13 protein-coding genes are annotated in these 15,444 nt (G+C 71.6%); 11 read left to right on the top strand and 2 right to left on the bottom strand.

The genetic code is table 11. The annotated features are described in order from the left end of the window. Positions 1-80: 80 nt before the first annotated feature. The 3 genes from leuA to ABL57_RS06525 all read left to right on the top strand — a co-directional run bounded on the left by leuA (position 81) and on the right by ABL57_RS06525 (position 3,484). Complete coding sequence (gene leuA / locus ABL57_RS06515; protein ID WP_047802648.1) at positions 81-1,826, top strand: 2-isopropylmalate synthase; 1,746 nt, start codon at positions 81-83, stop codon at positions 1,824-1,826. A gap of 108 nt (positions 1,827-1,934) precedes the next feature. Beyond that, on the top strand, positions 1,935-2,687 hold the full coding sequence (recO, locus tag ABL57_RS06520; RefSeq protein ID WP_047802649.1) for a DNA repair protein RecO: 753 nt from the start codon (positions 1,935-1,937) through the stop codon (positions 2,685-2,687). Positions 2,688-2,689: 2 nt separating this feature from the next. Continuing rightward, positions 2,690-3,484, top strand: a complete 795-nt coding sequence (locus tag ABL57_RS06525) for an isoprenyl transferase (RefSeq protein WP_047802650.1) — start codon at positions 2,690-2,692, stop codon at positions 3,482-3,484. Here the strand turns inward: ABL57_RS06525 and ABL57_RS06530 are convergent. Further along, complete coding sequence (locus ABL57_RS06530) at positions 3,415-4,497, bottom strand: alpha/beta hydrolase (RefSeq protein WP_047802651.1); 1,083 nt, start codon at positions 4,495-4,497, stop codon at positions 3,415-3,417. The two genes, ABL57_RS06525 and ABL57_RS06530, sit on opposite strands and share 70 nt — an antisense overlap. An 89-nt stretch (positions 4,498-4,586) precedes the next feature. Between ABL57_RS06530 and ABL57_RS06535 the strand changes: the two genes are divergently transcribed. Next, complete coding sequence (locus tag ABL57_RS06535; RefSeq protein WP_047802652.1) at positions 4,587-5,666, top strand: quinone-dependent dihydroorotate dehydrogenase; 1,080 nt, start codon at positions 4,587-4,589, stop codon at positions 5,664-5,666. 72 nt (positions 5,667-5,738) lie between these two features. Here ABL57_RS06535 and ABL57_RS06540 read toward each other — a convergent pair whose 3' ends face one another. Next, a complete protein-coding gene (locus ABL57_RS06540) occupies positions 5,739-6,341 on the bottom strand; it encodes a DUF3043 domain-containing protein (protein WP_047802653.1) in 603 nt (200 codons plus the stop codon). 62 nt (positions 6,342-6,403) lie between these two features. Here ABL57_RS06540 and ABL57_RS06545 point away from each other — a divergent pair, with 62 nt between their 5' ends. The 7 genes from ABL57_RS06545 (at position 6,404) to istB (ending at position 14,756) form a co-directional block, all read left to right on the top strand. Then, on the top strand, positions 6,404-7,825 hold the full coding sequence (locus ABL57_RS06545) for a dipeptidase (protein WP_047802654.1): 1,422 nt from the start codon (positions 6,404-6,406) through the stop codon (positions 7,823-7,825). 84 nt (positions 7,826-7,909) lie between these two features. Next, a complete protein-coding gene (locus ABL57_RS06550; RefSeq protein ID WP_047802655.1) occupies positions 7,910-8,281 on the top strand; it encodes an iron-sulfur cluster assembly accessory protein in 372 nt (123 codons plus the stop codon). A 252-nt stretch (positions 8,282-8,533) separates the two neighbouring features. Beyond that, the gene (gene coxB / locus ABL57_RS06555) at positions 8,534-9,466 is read left to right on the top strand and encodes a cytochrome c oxidase subunit II (protein ID WP_047802656.1); all 933 of its coding nucleotides are present in this window, start codon (positions 8,534-8,536) and stop codon (positions 9,464-9,466) included. 9 nt (positions 9,467-9,475) lie between these two features. Further along, complete coding sequence (gene ctaD / locus ABL57_RS06560; protein WP_047802657.1) at positions 9,476-11,188, top strand: cytochrome c oxidase subunit I; 1,713 nt, start codon at positions 9,476-9,478, stop codon at positions 11,186-11,188. A 4-nt stretch (positions 11,189-11,192) separates the two neighbouring features. Then, entirely contained in the window at positions 11,193-11,597 is a 405-nt protein-coding gene (locus ABL57_RS06565; protein ID WP_047802658.1) for a cytochrome c oxidase subunit 4, read from the top strand. Positions 11,598-12,762: 1,165 nt separating this feature from the next. Further along, positions 12,763-13,971, top strand: coding sequence for an IS21 family transposase (gene istA / locus ABL57_RS06575; protein ID WP_082157272.1), 1,209 nt, complete (start codon positions 12,763-12,765; stop codon positions 13,969-13,971). After that, positions 13,971-14,756 (top strand): IS21-like element helper ATPase IstB, encoded by a 786-nt coding sequence (gene istB / locus ABL57_RS06580; RefSeq protein ID WP_047802659.1) that lies wholly within the window; start codon positions 13,971-13,973, stop codon positions 14,754-14,756. The genes istA and istB overlap by 1 nt, the downstream gene beginning before the upstream one ends. Positions 14,757-15,444 lie beyond the last annotated feature (688 nt).

Genomic DNA, 15,444 nt, shown 5'->3' on the forward strand with positions numbered 1-15,444 from the left:
CGTCGAATGGCCGGCCTCCCGTTGCGGAGTTCCTGATGCCCGGCCACCCGCAGACTTCTCGAGCAGAACAGGCCCACCCCATGCGCAACCGCCAGCAGCCCTCCGGCATGCCGATCCACAAGTACGTGCCGTACCAGCAGCAGTTCCCCTTCGACATGTCCGACCGCACCTGGCCGGACCGGGTGATCACGGAGGCGCCGCGCTGGTGCGCCGTGGACCTGCGCGACGGGAACCAGGCGCTCATCGACCCCATGAACTCCGACCGCAAGCTCACGATGTTCGAGCTGCTGGTGCGGATGGGCTACAAGGAGATCGAGGTGGGCTTCCCGTCCGCCTCCCAGACCGACTTCGACTTCGTGCGCCGGCTCATCGAGGAGGACCGGATCCCGGACGACGTCTCCATCCAGGTCCTCACCCAGTCCCGCGAGCACCTGATCGAGCGCACCTACGAGGCCATCGACGGCGCCGACAAGGCCATCGTCCACCTCTACAACGCGACCTCCACGCTGCAGCGGCGCGTGGTGTTCGAACAGGACATGGACGGGATCGTCGACATCGCCCTCACGGGGGCGCGGCTGTGCATGAAGTACGAGGAGCAGCTGAAGAACACCGCCGTGACCTACGAGTACTCCCCGGAGTCCTACACCGGCACGGAGCTGGAGTTCGCAGCCCGCATCTCGAACGCGGTGGCGGAGACCTTCGAGATCGGCGGGGAGCGGGAGATGATCCTCAACCTGCCCGCGACCGTCGAGATGGCCACCCCCAACGTCTACGCGGACTCCATCGAGTGGATGTGCCGCAACCTCTACAACCGGGACGCCACCGTGGTCTCCCTGCACCCGCACAACGACCGCGGCACCGGGGTGGCCGCCGCCGAGCTCGGCTACCTGGCCGGCGCCGACCGGATCGAGGGCTGCCTGTTCGGCAACGGCGAGCGCACGGGCAACGTCGACCTCGTGACCCTGGGCCTGAACCTGCTGACCCAGGGCGTGGACCCGCAGATCGACTTCTCCGACATCGACGACATCCGGCGCACCGTGGAGTACTGCAACCAGCTGCCCGTCCACGAGCGCTCCCCGTATGGCGGGGACCTGGTCTTCACGGCCTTCTCCGGCTCCCACCAGGACGCCATCAAGAAGGGCTTCGACCGGATGGCGCGGGACGCCCAGGCGCAGGAGCGCTCCGTGGACGAGCTCGTGTGGGCGGTGCCCTACCTGCCGATCGACCCGAAGGACCTCGGCCGGACCTACGAGGCCGTGATCCGGGTCAACTCGCAGTCCGGAAAGGGCGGCGTGGCCTACCTGCTCAAGAACGAGCACGGCCTGGACCTGCCCCGCCGGGCGCAGATCGAGTTCTCCCGGGTGGTGCAGGAGCACACGGACACCAGCGGCGGGGAGGTCTCCGGGGCCCAGCTGTGGAAGGCGTTCGAGGACGAGTACCTGCCCACCGCCCACGAGTCCGGCGACGGACGCTGGGGCCGCTACCGGATCACCAACATCACCACGACCTCCGAGGAGGACGGGGAGACCACCCTCGAGATCGGCCTGGACGTCGAGGGCACCCAGCACCACTGCACCGGGCAGGGCAACGGCCCCATCGAGGCGCTGCTCGCGGTCTTCGCCGCCGAGGGCGTGGACGTGCGCGTGCTCGACTACAGCGAGCACGCCATGTCCGCCGGCGGCGACGCGCAGGCCGCCAGCTACGTCGAGGCGGCCGTGGGCGACCGGGTGCTGTGGGGCGTGGGGATCGACGCGAACACCACCCGCGCCTCCCTCAAGGCGGTCGTCTCCGCGGTGAACCGCGCGGTCCGGGACGCCCAGGGCTGAGCTCCCGTCTCCGCGCCGGCACGGCGGGCCGCCCCTGCGGGGGCGGCCCGCCGTCGCGGTGCCGGAGCGCCCGGCTGCGGTGTCCGCCGGGCGTGGGAGAATGACCGAGTGGCCAGGACGACCTTCGCATCGCGCACCTACCGGGACGACGCCGTGGTGCTGCGCACCTACAAGCTGGGCGAGGCGGACCGGATCGTGGTGCTGCTGACCCGCGACCACGGTCAGGTGCGGGCGGTGGCGAAGGGCGTGCGCCGGACCACCTCCCGCTTCGGCTCCCGGCTGGAGCCGTTCAACGTGGCCGAGCTGCAGCTGGTCACCGGCCGGAACCTGGAGATCGTCTCCCAGGCCCTGGGCAAGCGCGGCTACGGGTCGGTCATCGCCGCGGACTACGCCAAGTACACCGCGGCCGCCGCCATGGCCGAGGCCGCGGAGAGGTTCACCGAGAACGACGACGAGTCCGCGGCCCAGCAGTACCGGCTGCTGGTCGGCGCGCTGTCCGCCCTGGCCCGCGGGCTGCACGAGCCGGGCGCGGTCCTGGACTCCTACCTCCTGCGCGCCGTGTCCACCGCCGGGTGGGCGCCGAGCTTCACGGACTGCGCCCGCTGCGGGGCCCCCGGTCCGCACGAGGCGTTCTCGGCGCCGCTCGGCGGCGCCGTCTGCCCGGCGTGCCGCCCGCCCGGGGCCGCCGCCCCGGACCCCGCCACGGTCTCGCACCTGTCCGCGCTGCTCACGGGGGACTGGGAGCGCATCGCGGCCGCGGACCCGCGCACGGCCCGGGCCGCGGCGGGAATCGTGGCGTCCTACGTACAGTGGCACCTGGAGAGGGCCGTCCGGTCCCTGCACCTCGTGGAACGGAGCTGACCATGCCCGGCTTTGCCGCCCCGCCCCCGCACCCCACCGGCGTCACCGCCCCGCCCATCCCGTCCCGGTTCGTGCCCCGGCACGTGGCCGTGGTGATGGACGGCAACGGACGCTGGGCGAACCAGCGCGGCCTGCCGCGCAACGAGGGCCACAAGGCGGGGGAGGCGGCGCTCATCGAGGTGATGGCCGGGGCCATCGAGCTGGGCATCCCCTACGTGAGCGCCTACGCCTTCTCCACCGAGAACTGGAAGCGGTCCCTCGACGAGGTCACGTTCCTGATGAACTACACCGCCGACGTCATGGAGCGCCAGCTGCCCACCTTCCAGGAGTGGGGCGTCCGGATCCGGTGGGCCGGCCGCAGGCCCCGCCTGTGGCGGGCCGTGATCAACCGCCTCGAGGAGGCGGAGCGGGCCACTCGCGACAACGACGTGGTGACCCTGACCATGTGCGTCAACTACGGCGGGCGGGCCGAGATCGCCGACGCCGCGGCGGCCATCGCCGCCGACGCGAAGGCGGGCCTGCTCAACCCGCGCAGCATCGACGAGGCCACGGTGCAGCGCTACCTCGACGAGCCCGACCTCCCGGACGTCGACCTGTTCCTGCGCTCCTCCGGGGAGCAGCGGATCTCGAACTTCCTGCTGTGGCAGTCCGCCTACGCCGAGCTCGTCTTCCAGGACGTCCTGTGGCCGGACGTCGACCGCCGCACGCTGTGGGAGGCGGTGGAGGCCTACGCCCGCCGTGACCGCCGGTACGGCGGCGCCGTCGACCGGGTCGCGGGTCCCGGCGTCTCCGCCTGAGCGGCCCCGGGCCGGCCGAGGGCGCGCAGCCACGCCACGAGGTCCTGCTGGGCGGCCCGCCGCACGGGCCCGCGGGAGAGATGGACGTCGTGCACCGCGCCCTCGTAGGAGCGCACGGTCACGTCCGGGCCGAGGTCCGGGGCGTGCCGTCGGATCTGCCGGACGTCCAGCACCGTGTCGGCCGAGCGCATCCGCTCCGACCACCAGGGCCGGATGTGCGAGCGTGCCGAGACCTGGACCAGCACGGGAACCTGAAGGTCCAGCCCGCGCGAGACCTCACGTTGAGCTTGAAGGACAGCGTTGAGCCACCCCGGGGTGATGTCGAAGCTGGTCTCGGGCCGCCACCGCGGATCGATCGGCCACTCGCCCTCGGCGTGCTCGCTGATCACCCGGTAGTAGTGGCTGCGCAGCCGGGCCCGCACGGCACGGTCCGGACGCCGCCGGGCGAGACGGCCCAGGGCCGGGCGGAGGGCGGCGCCCACCGCGTCCGCGCCGTGGCTGCCCAGCCACGGGGCGTTCAGGGCCAGGCCCGCCAGCCGGCCCGGGTGGCGGGCCGCCCACAGGGCCGCGGTCAGGCCGCCGGTGGAATGACCCATCAGCACGAGCCGGCCGCCCGGCGCGGGCAGCCCGTCCTCGGCCAGCAGCGCGAGGGCGGCGGCGATGTCGTCGTCGTAGTCGGCGAGATCGATGGCGTGCCCGGGACTGCCGGCACCCCCGGCGAGCACCGCGTCGGTGAGGTTGCGCCCGTACCCGTGCAGGTCCAGGGCGTAGAAGCCGTACCCGGCCGCGGCGCACGTCCGGGCGAGCTCGGCGTTGAAGAAGTAGTCGGACCACCCGTGCAGGTACAGCACGACGTCGCAGGGGGCCCCGCCCGCGGCCGGTCGGCCGTCGGGACGGTGGCGCACCACCGTGGCGGTGGTGTGCGGCGCCGAGTCCGGCCCCAGGTCCACGGTGCGGGCGCGGAAACCCGGTCCCAGCACGTCGGGGACCCACGGGTCCGGGGGAGCGCTCAACCGGTCACCTCCCGCGGGCGGTCGTCGGCCCGCCCGAGGTGCTCGCGGGGCCGCCCGGGCGGTGGGGGGCCCTGTGGAAGACTGGGCCCATGCGCTTCTACCCTATGTTCTTCCAGGCCGTGTTCTCCCGGATGGACGCCGAGAAGGCCCACCGGGTGGGCTTCGCCGGCGTCCGGGCGGCCCGGGCCGTGCGGCTGAGCACGGCCCTGCGGGTCTACACCCGCGCCGATCCCGCCCTCGAGGTCGAGGCGCTCGGCCTGCGCTTCCCCTCGCCCTTCGGCCTCGCGGCCGGCTTCGACAAGGGGGCCGAGGGGATCGGCGCCCTGACCGACCTCGGCTTCGGCCACGTCGAGATCGGCACCGTGACCGCCCAGGCGCAGCCGGGCAACCCGCGCCCCCGGCTCTTCCGCCTCGTGCGGGACCGCGCCGTGGTGAACCGGATGGGCTTCAACAACGACGGCGCCGAGGCGGTGGCCCCGCGGCTGGCCCGGGCCCGGCGCGAGCTCGAGGCCGACCACCGCGGCCGCGCCCGGCCGGTGCTGGGCGTGAACATCGGCAAGACGAAGGTGGTCCCGCTCGAGGACGCGGTGGACGACTACCTGCAGAGCACCCGCACGCTCGCGCCCCTGGCCGACTACCTGGTGGTCAACGTGTCCTCGCCCAACACCCCGGGACTGCGCCGGCTCCAGGACATCGAGAGCCTGCGTCCGCTCCTCTCGGCCGTGGGCGCCGCGGCCGACGAGGCCGCCGCCCGGCACGTGCCCCTGCTGGCCAAGATCGCCCCGGACCTCTCCGAGGAGGACGTCCTGGCCGTGGCCGACCTGGCTCTGGACCTCGGGCTCGACGGCATCGTGGCCACCAACACGACGATCTCCCGGGAGGGACTCGCCGCCGACCCCGCCGAGGTCGAGGCCTGCGGGGCCGGCGGGCTCTCCGGGGCCCCGCTGCGGGAGCGCTCCCTCGAGGTGCTGCGCCTGCTGCGCGAGCGCGTGGGGGACCGGCTCGTGCTCGTCTCCGTGGGCGGGGTGACCACCGCCGAGGACGTCCAGGAGCGCCTGGCCGCCGGCGCCACCCTCGTTCAGGGCTACACCGGGTTCCTCTACGAGGGGCCGTTCTGGGCCAGGAGCATCAACCAGGGGCTCGCGCGCCTGGCACGCCGCCGCGGCTGAGCCCGGGAACGGCTCCGCCCCCGGGCCGAGGGCACGGGGGCGGAGCGGGAGCCGTGGAGCCCTGTGGTCCGATCAGGAAGGACGCTCCCCGCGGGCGACCTGCGGCTTGGGCAGGCGCAGCCGGCGCATGGTGAACCCGCGCATTGCGGCGTACCAGCGCACGCCCGGCTCCACCGTCCCGAACCTGGCCCGGATCGCCTTCTTCATCCGGCCCGTGGACAGGACGGCGTCGGCGATGCCCAGGAGCATGAGCGCCCAGATGACGTAGACCCCGTAGGTGGCCACGTCCTGGATCGGGAAGAACAGCACGACCAGGGCCACCAGGGCCACGACCATCAGGTACTCGCCCACGTTGATCCGGGAGTCCACCCAGTCCCGCGCGAAGCGCCGCTGCGGACCCTTGTCCCGCGGGCCGAGGTAGCGCTCGTCGCCGGCGGCCATCCCCGCCTGGGCCCGCATCCGCTGCTCGCGGGCGCTCTCCCGGGACTGGGCCTTGGCGGCCTTGCGGTCCTCGGGCACCAGGGGGCGGCGGCGGGCGGCCTCCTGCACCCGGCGGCTCGGCGTCGGCCGGCCCTTGCCCGGGGTCTGCCGGGGGGCGGCCGGCTCGGCCCGGGGCGGCTCAGCGGTCACCGCGGTGGAACCCGCGCGGTCTGCGTCCTTCTTGCGTCCAAACACCCGTCAAGGATAGCCGACGCACCTGCGTCCCACCGCCGGGGCCCGCACGTAGGCTGGCCACCATGAACGCGCCGTACACCCCCACCGTCCCCGTTCCCCTCGACGCCGTGCGCGCGGCCGTGCACGCCGACCTGCCGAGGACCGTTGCCCAGCTGGCGGAGCTGGTGGCGGTCCCCGGCATCGCCTGGGAGTCCTTCGACGCCGCGCAGCTCGAGCGCAGCGCCGAGGCCGTCGCCGCCGTGCTGGCCGGCGCCGGGCTCGACGAGGTGGAGATCCTCCGGGTGCCCCTCGGGGACGGCCCGGGCCACCCGGCCGTCGTGGCCCGCCGCCGGCCCGCCCCCGGCTACCCGACGGTGCTGCTCTACGCCCACCACGACGTCCAGCCGCCGGGCCGGCGGGAGCTGTGGGAGTCCGACCCGTTCGTCGCCGAGGAGCGGGACGGACGGCTGTACGGCCGGGGCGCCGCCGACGACAAGGCGGGGATCATGGCCCACGTGGCGGCCCTGCGCGCCGCGACGGACCAGCGGGGCGAGGACCTCGGGCTCGGGGTGACGGTCTTCGTGGAGGGCGAGGAGGAGGCGGGGTCCCCGTCCTTCCGGGACTTCCTGGAGGCCTACCGGGACCGGCTGGCCGCCGACGTCATCGTGATCGCCGACTCCGCGAACTGGGAGGTCGGGGTGCCGGCGCTGACCACGAGCCTGCGCGGCATGGTCGGGGCGGTCGTGGAGGTCTCCGTGCTGGAGCACGCCGTGCACTCCGGGATGTACGGCGGGCCGGTCCTGGACGCGCCCACGCTGCTGGCCCGGCTGATCGCCACCTTCCACGACGACGACGGCGCCGTGGCCGTCGCAGGACTGCACGCCGAGGACAGCACCGACCTCGTCTACGACGAGCAGCGCTTCCGCGCCGACGCCGCGGTCCGCGACGGCGTTCGGCTCGCCGGGCGCGGCTCCATCGCGTCGCGGCTCTGGACGCAGCCGGCGCTGTCGGTCACGGGGATGGACGTGACCCCCGTCGACGTCGCCTCCAACACGATCGCGCCCTCCTCCCGCGCCAAGATCAGCCTGCGGACAGCGCCCGGCCAGGACCCCGCCGAGGCGGCCGAGGCCCTGCGTCGGCACGTGGAGTCCCACGCGCCCTTCGGCGCGCACGTGCGCTTCGAGCTGGAGGAGACGGGGCAGTCCTTCCGCACCGACATGGGCTCCGAGGCGGCCCGCGTCGCGCAGTGGGCGCTGGGGGAGGCGTGGGGCCGTCCCGCCGTGGAGACGGGGATCGGCGGGTCGATCCCCTTCACCGCGGACCTGCTGGAGGTCTATCCTGGGGCGGACATCCTCATCACGGGCGTCGAGGACCCTGACTCGCGGGCGCACAGCGCCAACGAGTCCTTGCACCTGGCGGACTTCGAGCGCGCGGTGGTCGCGGAGACCCTCATGCTGCTGGGCCTCGACGACGCCGCCCGTTCCGGGCAGCAGCCCGGGGAATGAACCCGGGCGCCCGTCCGTTGTGCCCGTGACAGACCCGCCGCCGGCCCGAACCCGGGCGGCGACCCTCCACAGAAAGTGAGCATCATGAGCGTCACGACCGAGAACGGCGCCGCAGTGGACGGCCTGCCCACCCACGGCGTCGTGCTGACCGAGGTCGCGTCCCAGAAGGTCCGCGCCCTGCTCGAGCAGGAGGGCCGCACGGACCTCCGGCTGCGCGTGGCGGTGCAGCCCGGCGGCTGCTCCGGCCTCATCTACCAGCTGTACTTCGACGAGCGCATCCTGGACGGGGACTCCGTGCGGGACTTCGGCGGCGTCGAGGTCGTCGTGGACAAGATGAGCGTGCCCTACCTCGAGGGCTCGACCGTCGACTTCGAGGACACGATCTCCAAGCAGGGGTTCTCGATCGACAACCCGAACGCGGGGGGTTCCTGCGCCTGCGGCGACTCCTTCCACTGAGCCGCCCCGTACCCTCCCGAGAGGCCCGCCGTCCGCCCGGACGGCGGGCCTCCGTGCGTTGCGGGAGCGTCCCCGGAAACCGGCCCGCACCGCGCCCCGGACCGCCGCGCGGACGCTGACACTGTGTCACCAGATGTCAGCGACTAGGGGTAAGCTCGGAGGGAAACATTCCACATGACTGTGTCCAGGCTCTGGGAATCGGGGCCTTCGGCGCGCAGACGACGAGCACGAGAAGAAGAGGAAGGGCCGTCTGTGAGTTCGCACACACGAACCGGCAGCCGCCGGCGCCGCGCGGCAAGGACGTCCGCGGTCGCCGTCCTGGCAGCAACCGCGCTGACCGGTTGCTCCGAGGAGGCGAAGCTCGGCTGGATGCCCACCGAGCGGGGCGTCACCGACAACGCCGACATGATCCTGGACCTGTGGATCGGGTCGTGGATCGCGGCCCTGGCCGTGGGCCTGGTGACCTGGGGCCTCATGCTCTGGTGCATGATCGCCTACCGCCGCCGCAAGAACGAGACCGGCTACCCGCGGCAGGTGGCCTACCACGCGCCGCTCGAGGTCTTCTACACGATCGTGCCGATCGCGCTGATCATGTCCCTCTTCTTCTTCACGGTGCGCACGCAGGCCGCGATCACCACCCCGCACGACAACCCGGACGTCACCGTCCAGGTGTACGGCAAGCAGTGGGCCTGGGACTTCAACTACCTCACCGACGACGTGTGGGACACCGGCATCCAGGGCCACCTGGACGGCGAGGAGGGCGTGCCCGAGCGCGTGCCCACCCTCTACCTGCCCGTGGACAGCGACATCGAGCTGCAGGTCACCTCCCGCGACGTCATCCACTCCTTCTGGGTCCCCGCGTTCCTCGAGAAGGCGGACATGTTCCCCGGCCGCACCAACACCATCAGCATCACCACGGGCCGGGAGGGCTCTTACTTCGGCAAGTGCGCCGAGTTCTGCGGCGAGTACCACTCCGAGATGCTCTTCAACGTCAACGTGGTCAGCCAGGCCGAGTACGACGCCCACATCCAGTCCCTGCGCGACGCGGGACAGACCGGTGCGCTGGGCGCGGAGTACAACCGCGACTCCTACCCGGACCCGGGCGAGGAGTACGTGAGCGAGCCCGGCTCCGCCGGCGAGTTCCCGGACGTCGACCAGCCCGCCGACCTGTCCACGACCAACTAAGGAGTACCGGTGTCCACTCTCGAGTATTCACGGGACGAGGCAGCCACAGTCGCTCCGCGCGTGGTGCCCCGGTCCAAGGGGCGGATGGTCGTCAGCTGGCTGACGACCACCGACCACAAGACCATCGGGTACATGTACCTGATCTCCTCCTTCACCTTCTTCTGCATCGCCGGGATCATGGCGCTGCTGATCCGCGCCGAGCTCTTCGAGCCCGGCATGCAGATCCTGGAGACCAAGGAGCAGTACAACCAGCTGTTCACCATGCACGGCACGATCATGCTGCTGATGTTCGGCACCCCGCTGTTCGTGGGCTTCGCCAACGTCATCGTCCCGCTGCAGATCGGGGCCCCGGACGTGGCCTTCCCGCGGCTGAACGCCCTGGCGTTCTGGTTCTTCCTGTTCGGTTCCCTGATCGCCACCGCCGGGTTCCTCACCCCGCAGGGGGCGGCCTCCTTCGGCTGGTACGCATACGCACCGCTGTCCAACGCGTCCTTCACTCCCGGAGTCGGCGGTGACCTGTGGGTGTTCGGTCTTATCTTGTCCGGTTTCGGCACGATCATGGGCGCGGTCAACTTCATCACCACGATCATCGCGATGCGCGCCCCGGGCATGACCGTGTGGCGGATGGGCCTGTTCACCTGGAACGTGCTCATCACCTCGCTGCTCGTGATCATGGCCTTCCCCCCACTCACTGCCGCGCTGTTCGCGCTGGGCATGGACCGCACCCTCGGTGGCAACATTTTCGACCCCGCCAACGGTGGGCCGGTGCTGTGGCAAAACCTGTTCTGGTTCTTCGGCCACCCCGAGGTCTACATCCTCGCCCTGCCGTTCTTCGGCATCGTCTCCGAGATCATCCCGGTGTTCTCCCGCAAGCCGCTGTTCGGCTACAAGGGTCTGGTGTTCGCCACGATCGCCATCGCCGCGCTGTCGGTGACGGTGTGGGCCCACCACATGTACGTCACCGGCGCGGTGTTCTTGAGCTTCTTCGCGTTCATGACCATGATGATCGCCGTGCCCACCGGGGTGAAGTTCTTCAACTGGATCGCCACCATGTGGCAGGGCTCCATCACCTTCGAAACGCCGATGCTGTGGGTGCTGGGCTTCATGTTCACCTTTATCTTCGGTGGTCTGACCGGGGTGATCCTCGCTGCCCCGCCGCTGGACTTCCATCTCAACGACTCCTACTTCGTGGTCGCCCACTTCCACTACGTGCTCTTCGGCACCGTGGTCTTCGGCATGTTCGCCGGATTCTACTTCTGGTGGCCGAAGTTCACCGGCAAGATGCTCAACGAACGGATCGGCAAGATCCACTTCTGGCTGCTGTTCGTCGGCTTCCACATGACCTTCCTGATCCAGCACTGGCTCGGGGTCTCGGGGATGCCCCGGCGCTATGCGGACTACCTGCCGGAAGACAACTTCACCTGGATGAACCAGATCTCCACGGTCGGCGCCATGCTTCTCGGTGTGTCGATGATCCCGTTCTTCTGGAACGTCTACACGACCTGGCGCAACGGCACCAAGGTCGAGGTCGACGACCCGTGGGGCTTCGGCGGATCCCTGGAGTGGGCCACATCCTGCCCGCCGCCGCGCCACAACTTCACCTCGCTGCCGCGGATCCGCTCCGAGCGCCCGGCACTGGACCTGCACCACCCGGAGCTGGCCGCGGAGTCCCCGCAGCAGTCGCCGGTCGACGACGCCGCCATGGCCACGCGGAAGGGCTGACCGCATGAAACTCTCCATCAAACTGTTCAACCTCCTGGGCGTCTTCAGCGTCGTCGCAGCCATCGTCTACGGCTTCCTCACCCGCTTCGAGGAGCTCGTCGGCTTCCCGGCGCTGCTGGCCGTCGGCGCGATGTCCTTCATGCTGGCCGTCTACCTGTGGCTCGTGGACCGCAACTCGGGTGGTGTGCTGCCCGAGGACAAGCTCGACGGCGAGATCGTGGAGTCGGCCGGCGAGTACGGCCACTTCTCGCCGTGGAGCTGGTGGCCGTTGCTGCTGGGCATTGGCTGCGCCCTGGCGTTCGTAAGCCTGGCCATCGACTGGTGGATCCTGATGCTCGCCGCCCCCGTGGTGTGCGTGGGCCTGCTCGGGCTCGTCTTCGAGTACTCCCGCGGTGACCACGCCCACTGATCGGCGCCGCTGAGGCGGAGCACGCGGAAGCCCCGGACACCACAGGTGTCCGGGGCTTCCGCCGTTCTCGCGTCCCGGCGGTGCTCATCCCCGCCCGGTGCATTCCTGCTCGCGCCCGTTGGTGCCTGCGCCCGTCTTTGTCGCCCAGCCCCTGGAACCCCCGTCGCGGGTGCCTCCGCTGCTACTGGACCCGCACCGGTCCAGTCGCGGATGGACACGCGTCCGCCGGACCGCAGGCATCCGCTCTGGGCCCGTGCGCCGCCGTACGGGTCTGCGTGACGGTTCAGGGGCTCATGGGGCTCCGACCGACCCGAACGCGCCAGGGCGTTCCAAGCCGCCCGGGTGCGCCCTGCAACTGGCCCGGCGTCGGCTCCCGGGCGGCCCTGGTGCCGCGAGGTCACACCGGACCGGAAACTCGGCGGCGCAGGACGTCCACGGCCGCCCTCAGCACAGTGCGTGCCTGGTGCGCGCACCAGCGGGACGTACCGCTGCACGAGGCTGCGGATCCGGCGAGGACGGCATTGGTCCTGCAGCACGCCAAGGAGTCGACGCGATGACGAAGCACCTGATGTCGTTCGCGGGCGTTGCCGTGGTGCTGTCCGGCGGCGAGCGGCAGGCCGTGTCGGACACCGCCCACGCTGTGGTGCAGGAGGCGGGAGACCTCGGCGTCCGAATGTACGGCGGGGGCATGGACGAGAGCGTTATGCCGGTCCTGGTGGACGGTGACGGGACCGTGACCACCGGCACCTCGCCACAGACCCAGCAGCTCGACGGAGGCTTTGCGGTCCCGGCCTTGACGACCCGGGAGGCGGCTCTGGACAGGGTTGCACAGCTCGCGTCCGCGTGCCGATGCGCACAGCACGTCCGCGCGGTCGGGAACGCCGCCGCCGGCTGGCGGACACCGTCCGAGGCAGGACGGCCCCGGTCGCGTCGCCCCGGTGCCCGAGCTCCTGTCCCGCCGGGACTTCCATGCTCCGGCCCGTGGCTCGTGCGTTCGGGCGGGTTCGGGCGGGTTCGGGCGGGTTCGGGCCAGGAGCGTGTCGGACGCCCGAGAAGCGGTCCCGTACGGCCCGGGACGCGCCTCCGGCGTGCTGGCCGTCTGTCGACGCCGGACGAATACTGAGCAGATGCGACGGTCGAAAAGTGAGCACTCGACGATTGGAGTGTGATCACTGTGGAAGATTGGGCGTTGATCCGTCGGCTGCATGCCGAGGGGGTGCCGAAGTCCCAGATCGCCTCGCGGCTGGGGATTTCGCGGAACACGGTCGCCAAGGCCGTGGCCGCCTCCCGGCCACCGCGCTACGAGAGGTCCGCCGGGCCCAACGCGTTCACCGATGTCGAGCCGGTCGTGCGGGCGCTGCTGGCCGAGCACCCGTCCATGCCGGCCACGGTGCTGGCCGAGCGGGTGGGGTGGTCGGGGTCCATCACCTGGTTCCGGGACAATCTCCGAGCCGTCCGCCGCGAGTACGCCCCGCCCGATCCGGCGGACCGGTTGTTCTACCGTCCCGGGGACCAGGTCCAGTGCGATCTGTGGTTCCCGCCGGCACGGATCCCGCTGGGTGACGCTCAGCAGGGATCACCGCCGGTGCTGGTGATGGTTTGCTCCTCCTCGCGGTTCGTCACCGCGGTGATGATTCCATCGCGTACTACCGGTGATCTGTTGGCCGGGATGTGGCATCTGGTGGTCGAGCAGATCCAGGGTGTGCCGCGGCGGTGGGTCTGGGACAACGAGTCCGGCATCGGTCGCGGGGGCCGCCCGGCCGAGGGGGTGGTCGCGTTCATGGGCACGATGGCGGCAACCCTGGTGCAGCTCAGGCCCTACGATCCGGAGTCCAAGGGCATCGTGGAGAGGGCCAACGGCTATCTCGAGACCTCGTTCCTGCCCGGACGCAGTTTCGCTTCCCCGGCCGACTTCAACGCCCAACTGCGCCAGTGGCTGGTGGGTGCCAACACCCGGCGGGTGCGGGCCATCGCCGCCCGGCCGGCGGAGCTGATCGCCGCTGATCGGGCCGCGATGCTCCCTGTGCCGCCGGTCGCCCCGGCGATCGGGCACCGCTCTTGGGTGCGGCTGGGTCGGGACTACTACGTGCGGGTCGCCGGCAACGACTACTCCGTGGACCCGACCGTGATCGGGGCCATGGTCGAGGTCACCGCTGACCTGGATCGGGTGCTCGTGCGTCACCAGGGCCGGGTCGTGGCCGAGCACGCGCGCTGCTGGGCAAGGGCGACCACGGTCACCGACCCGGCGCACGTGGCTACCGCTGCGGTGCTGCGCCGGGCCTACCAGCAGCGCCCGCACCCGGGCGCCGAGGCGGATCCGCTGGTGCGGGATCTGGCCGACTACGACCGCGCGTTCGGGATCGAGGTCGCCTGATGGCCACCACACCGGCCGAGACGGCCAAGACCCTGGAGTACCTCACCGCCTCGTTGAAGGCCCCACGGATCCGTGAGGCCGCCGCCCGGATCGCCGACACTGCCCGTGCGGGGCACTGGTCCTACGAGGAGTACCTGGCCGCCGTCCTCGAGCGCGAGGTCGCCGCCCGCAATGCCTCCGGGGCCCGGCTGCGGATCACTGCCGCAGGCTTCCCCGCGATCAAGACCGCCGAGGACTTCGACTTCACTGCCCAGACGGCGATCACCCACACCGACTACGCCGCGATGGCCTCGGGCCGGTACCTGGCCGAGGCCGGCAACATCGTGCTCCTCGGGCCCCCGGGCACGGGCAAGACCCACCTGGCCACGGCCCTGGGCATCACCGCCTGCCAGCAGGGCCACCGGGTGCTCTACGCCACCGCCGTGGACTGGATCCACCGGCTCAAGGGCGCCCACGACACCGGGCGCCTGGACGCAGAGCTGCGCAAGCTGGGCCGGTACCGGCTGATCATCATCGACGAGGTCGGCTACCTGCCCTTCGAGCAGGAGGCCGCGAACCTGTTCTTCCAGCTCGTCTCGACCCGCTACGAGAAGGCCTCGCTGATCCTGACCTCGAACTTGCCCTTCGCCCGGTGGGGTGAGGTCTTCGGCGACGTCACCATCGCCGCGGCCATGATCGATCGCATCGTCCACCACGCCGAGGTCCACACCCTCAAAGGCGCCAGCTACCGACTCAAGACCTTGGGCACCGACTCCCTGCCCAGCACCACCCACCAGACCAACTAGCGACATCCACTGCTCACTTTTGGGCCGTCGCTACTGCTCACTTTTCGACCGTCGTTGACACCGTCGGCGGTGAGGCCGCCGCCCCCAAGAAGAGGCAGGCAGGGCCTCGGCGTGCTCCTCGCTGTCGGAGGGGGTGTGCCGGCCGTGTCGATCTCGGCCGCGCCCGCGTCCGGCACCGGCCGGCACGGCGTCGGACGGCGAGGAGCCGTTCCGGCGGCAGCACACAGTCCTTGCGGCCGTCGGACGCCGAGCCCGTCCCGCCACGGACATCGGACAGGGCCGGGGTCCCAGGGCTAGGCGTCCCAGGGCGTGGTCCCTCCGGGCCGACGGCACCGTGTGCACGTGCGAGGCGGAGCGCATCCCGGGCGGAGTGTTCGGCGCAGATGTCGCGCACGGTCACCGGCCACGACGGTACCGCCGGTGAGCACGGCCAGGCCCGCCACTGGCGCGGCGGCGCAACCGGGATCACGGAGGCACGGCTCTGGGTGGCGGGCAGCCGCCCGGTGCCCGCCCGGATGCCCAACTTCTGCCGCGGAACGGAACCGCCGCGGGCCGCGATGTGAGGCGGCACGTGGGCCGTCGCAGAACGGTCCGGCGGCAACCCACGGGCCACGGCCGGTGCCGCCGGAGGCAGCCGTTCGAGGGGCCCGCTGATCGGCTGCGCGTCCGTGGGAACACGGGGTCGACG

The sequence above is a fragment of the Kocuria sp. SM24M-10 genome (assembly GCF_001027955.1).
Taxonomy (GTDB): domain Bacteria; phylum Actinomycetota; class Actinomycetes; order Actinomycetales; family Micrococcaceae; genus Kocuria; species Kocuria oceani.

Excerpts from the sequence above, each read along its gene's own strand:
- leuA (WP_047802648.1), top strand. The coding sequence starts at position 81 with ATGCGCAACCGCCAGCAGCCCTCCGGCATGCCGATCCACAAGTACGTG.
- ABL57_RS06550 (WP_047802655.1), top strand. The coding sequence starts at position 7,910 with ATGAGCGTCACGACCGAGAACGGCGCCGCAGTGGACGGCCTGCCCACC.
- ABL57_RS06535 (WP_047802652.1), top strand. The coding sequence starts at position 4,587 with ATGCGCTTCTACCCTATGTTCTTCCAGGCCGTGTTCTCCCGGATGGAC.
- istB (WP_047802659.1), top strand. The coding sequence starts at position 13,971 with ATGGCCACCACACCGGCCGAGACGGCCAAGACCCTGGAGTACCTCACC.
- ABL57_RS06545 (WP_047802654.1), top strand. The coding sequence starts at position 6,404 with ATGAACGCGCCGTACACCCCCACCGTCCCCGTTCCCCTCGACGCCGTG.
- ABL57_RS06525 (WP_047802650.1), top strand. The coding sequence starts at position 2,690 with ATGCCCGGCTTTGCCGCCCCGCCCCCGCACCCCACCGGCGTCACCGCC.
- ABL57_RS06565 (WP_047802658.1), top strand. The coding sequence starts at position 11,193 with ATGAAACTCTCCATCAAACTGTTCAACCTCCTGGGCGTCTTCAGCGTC.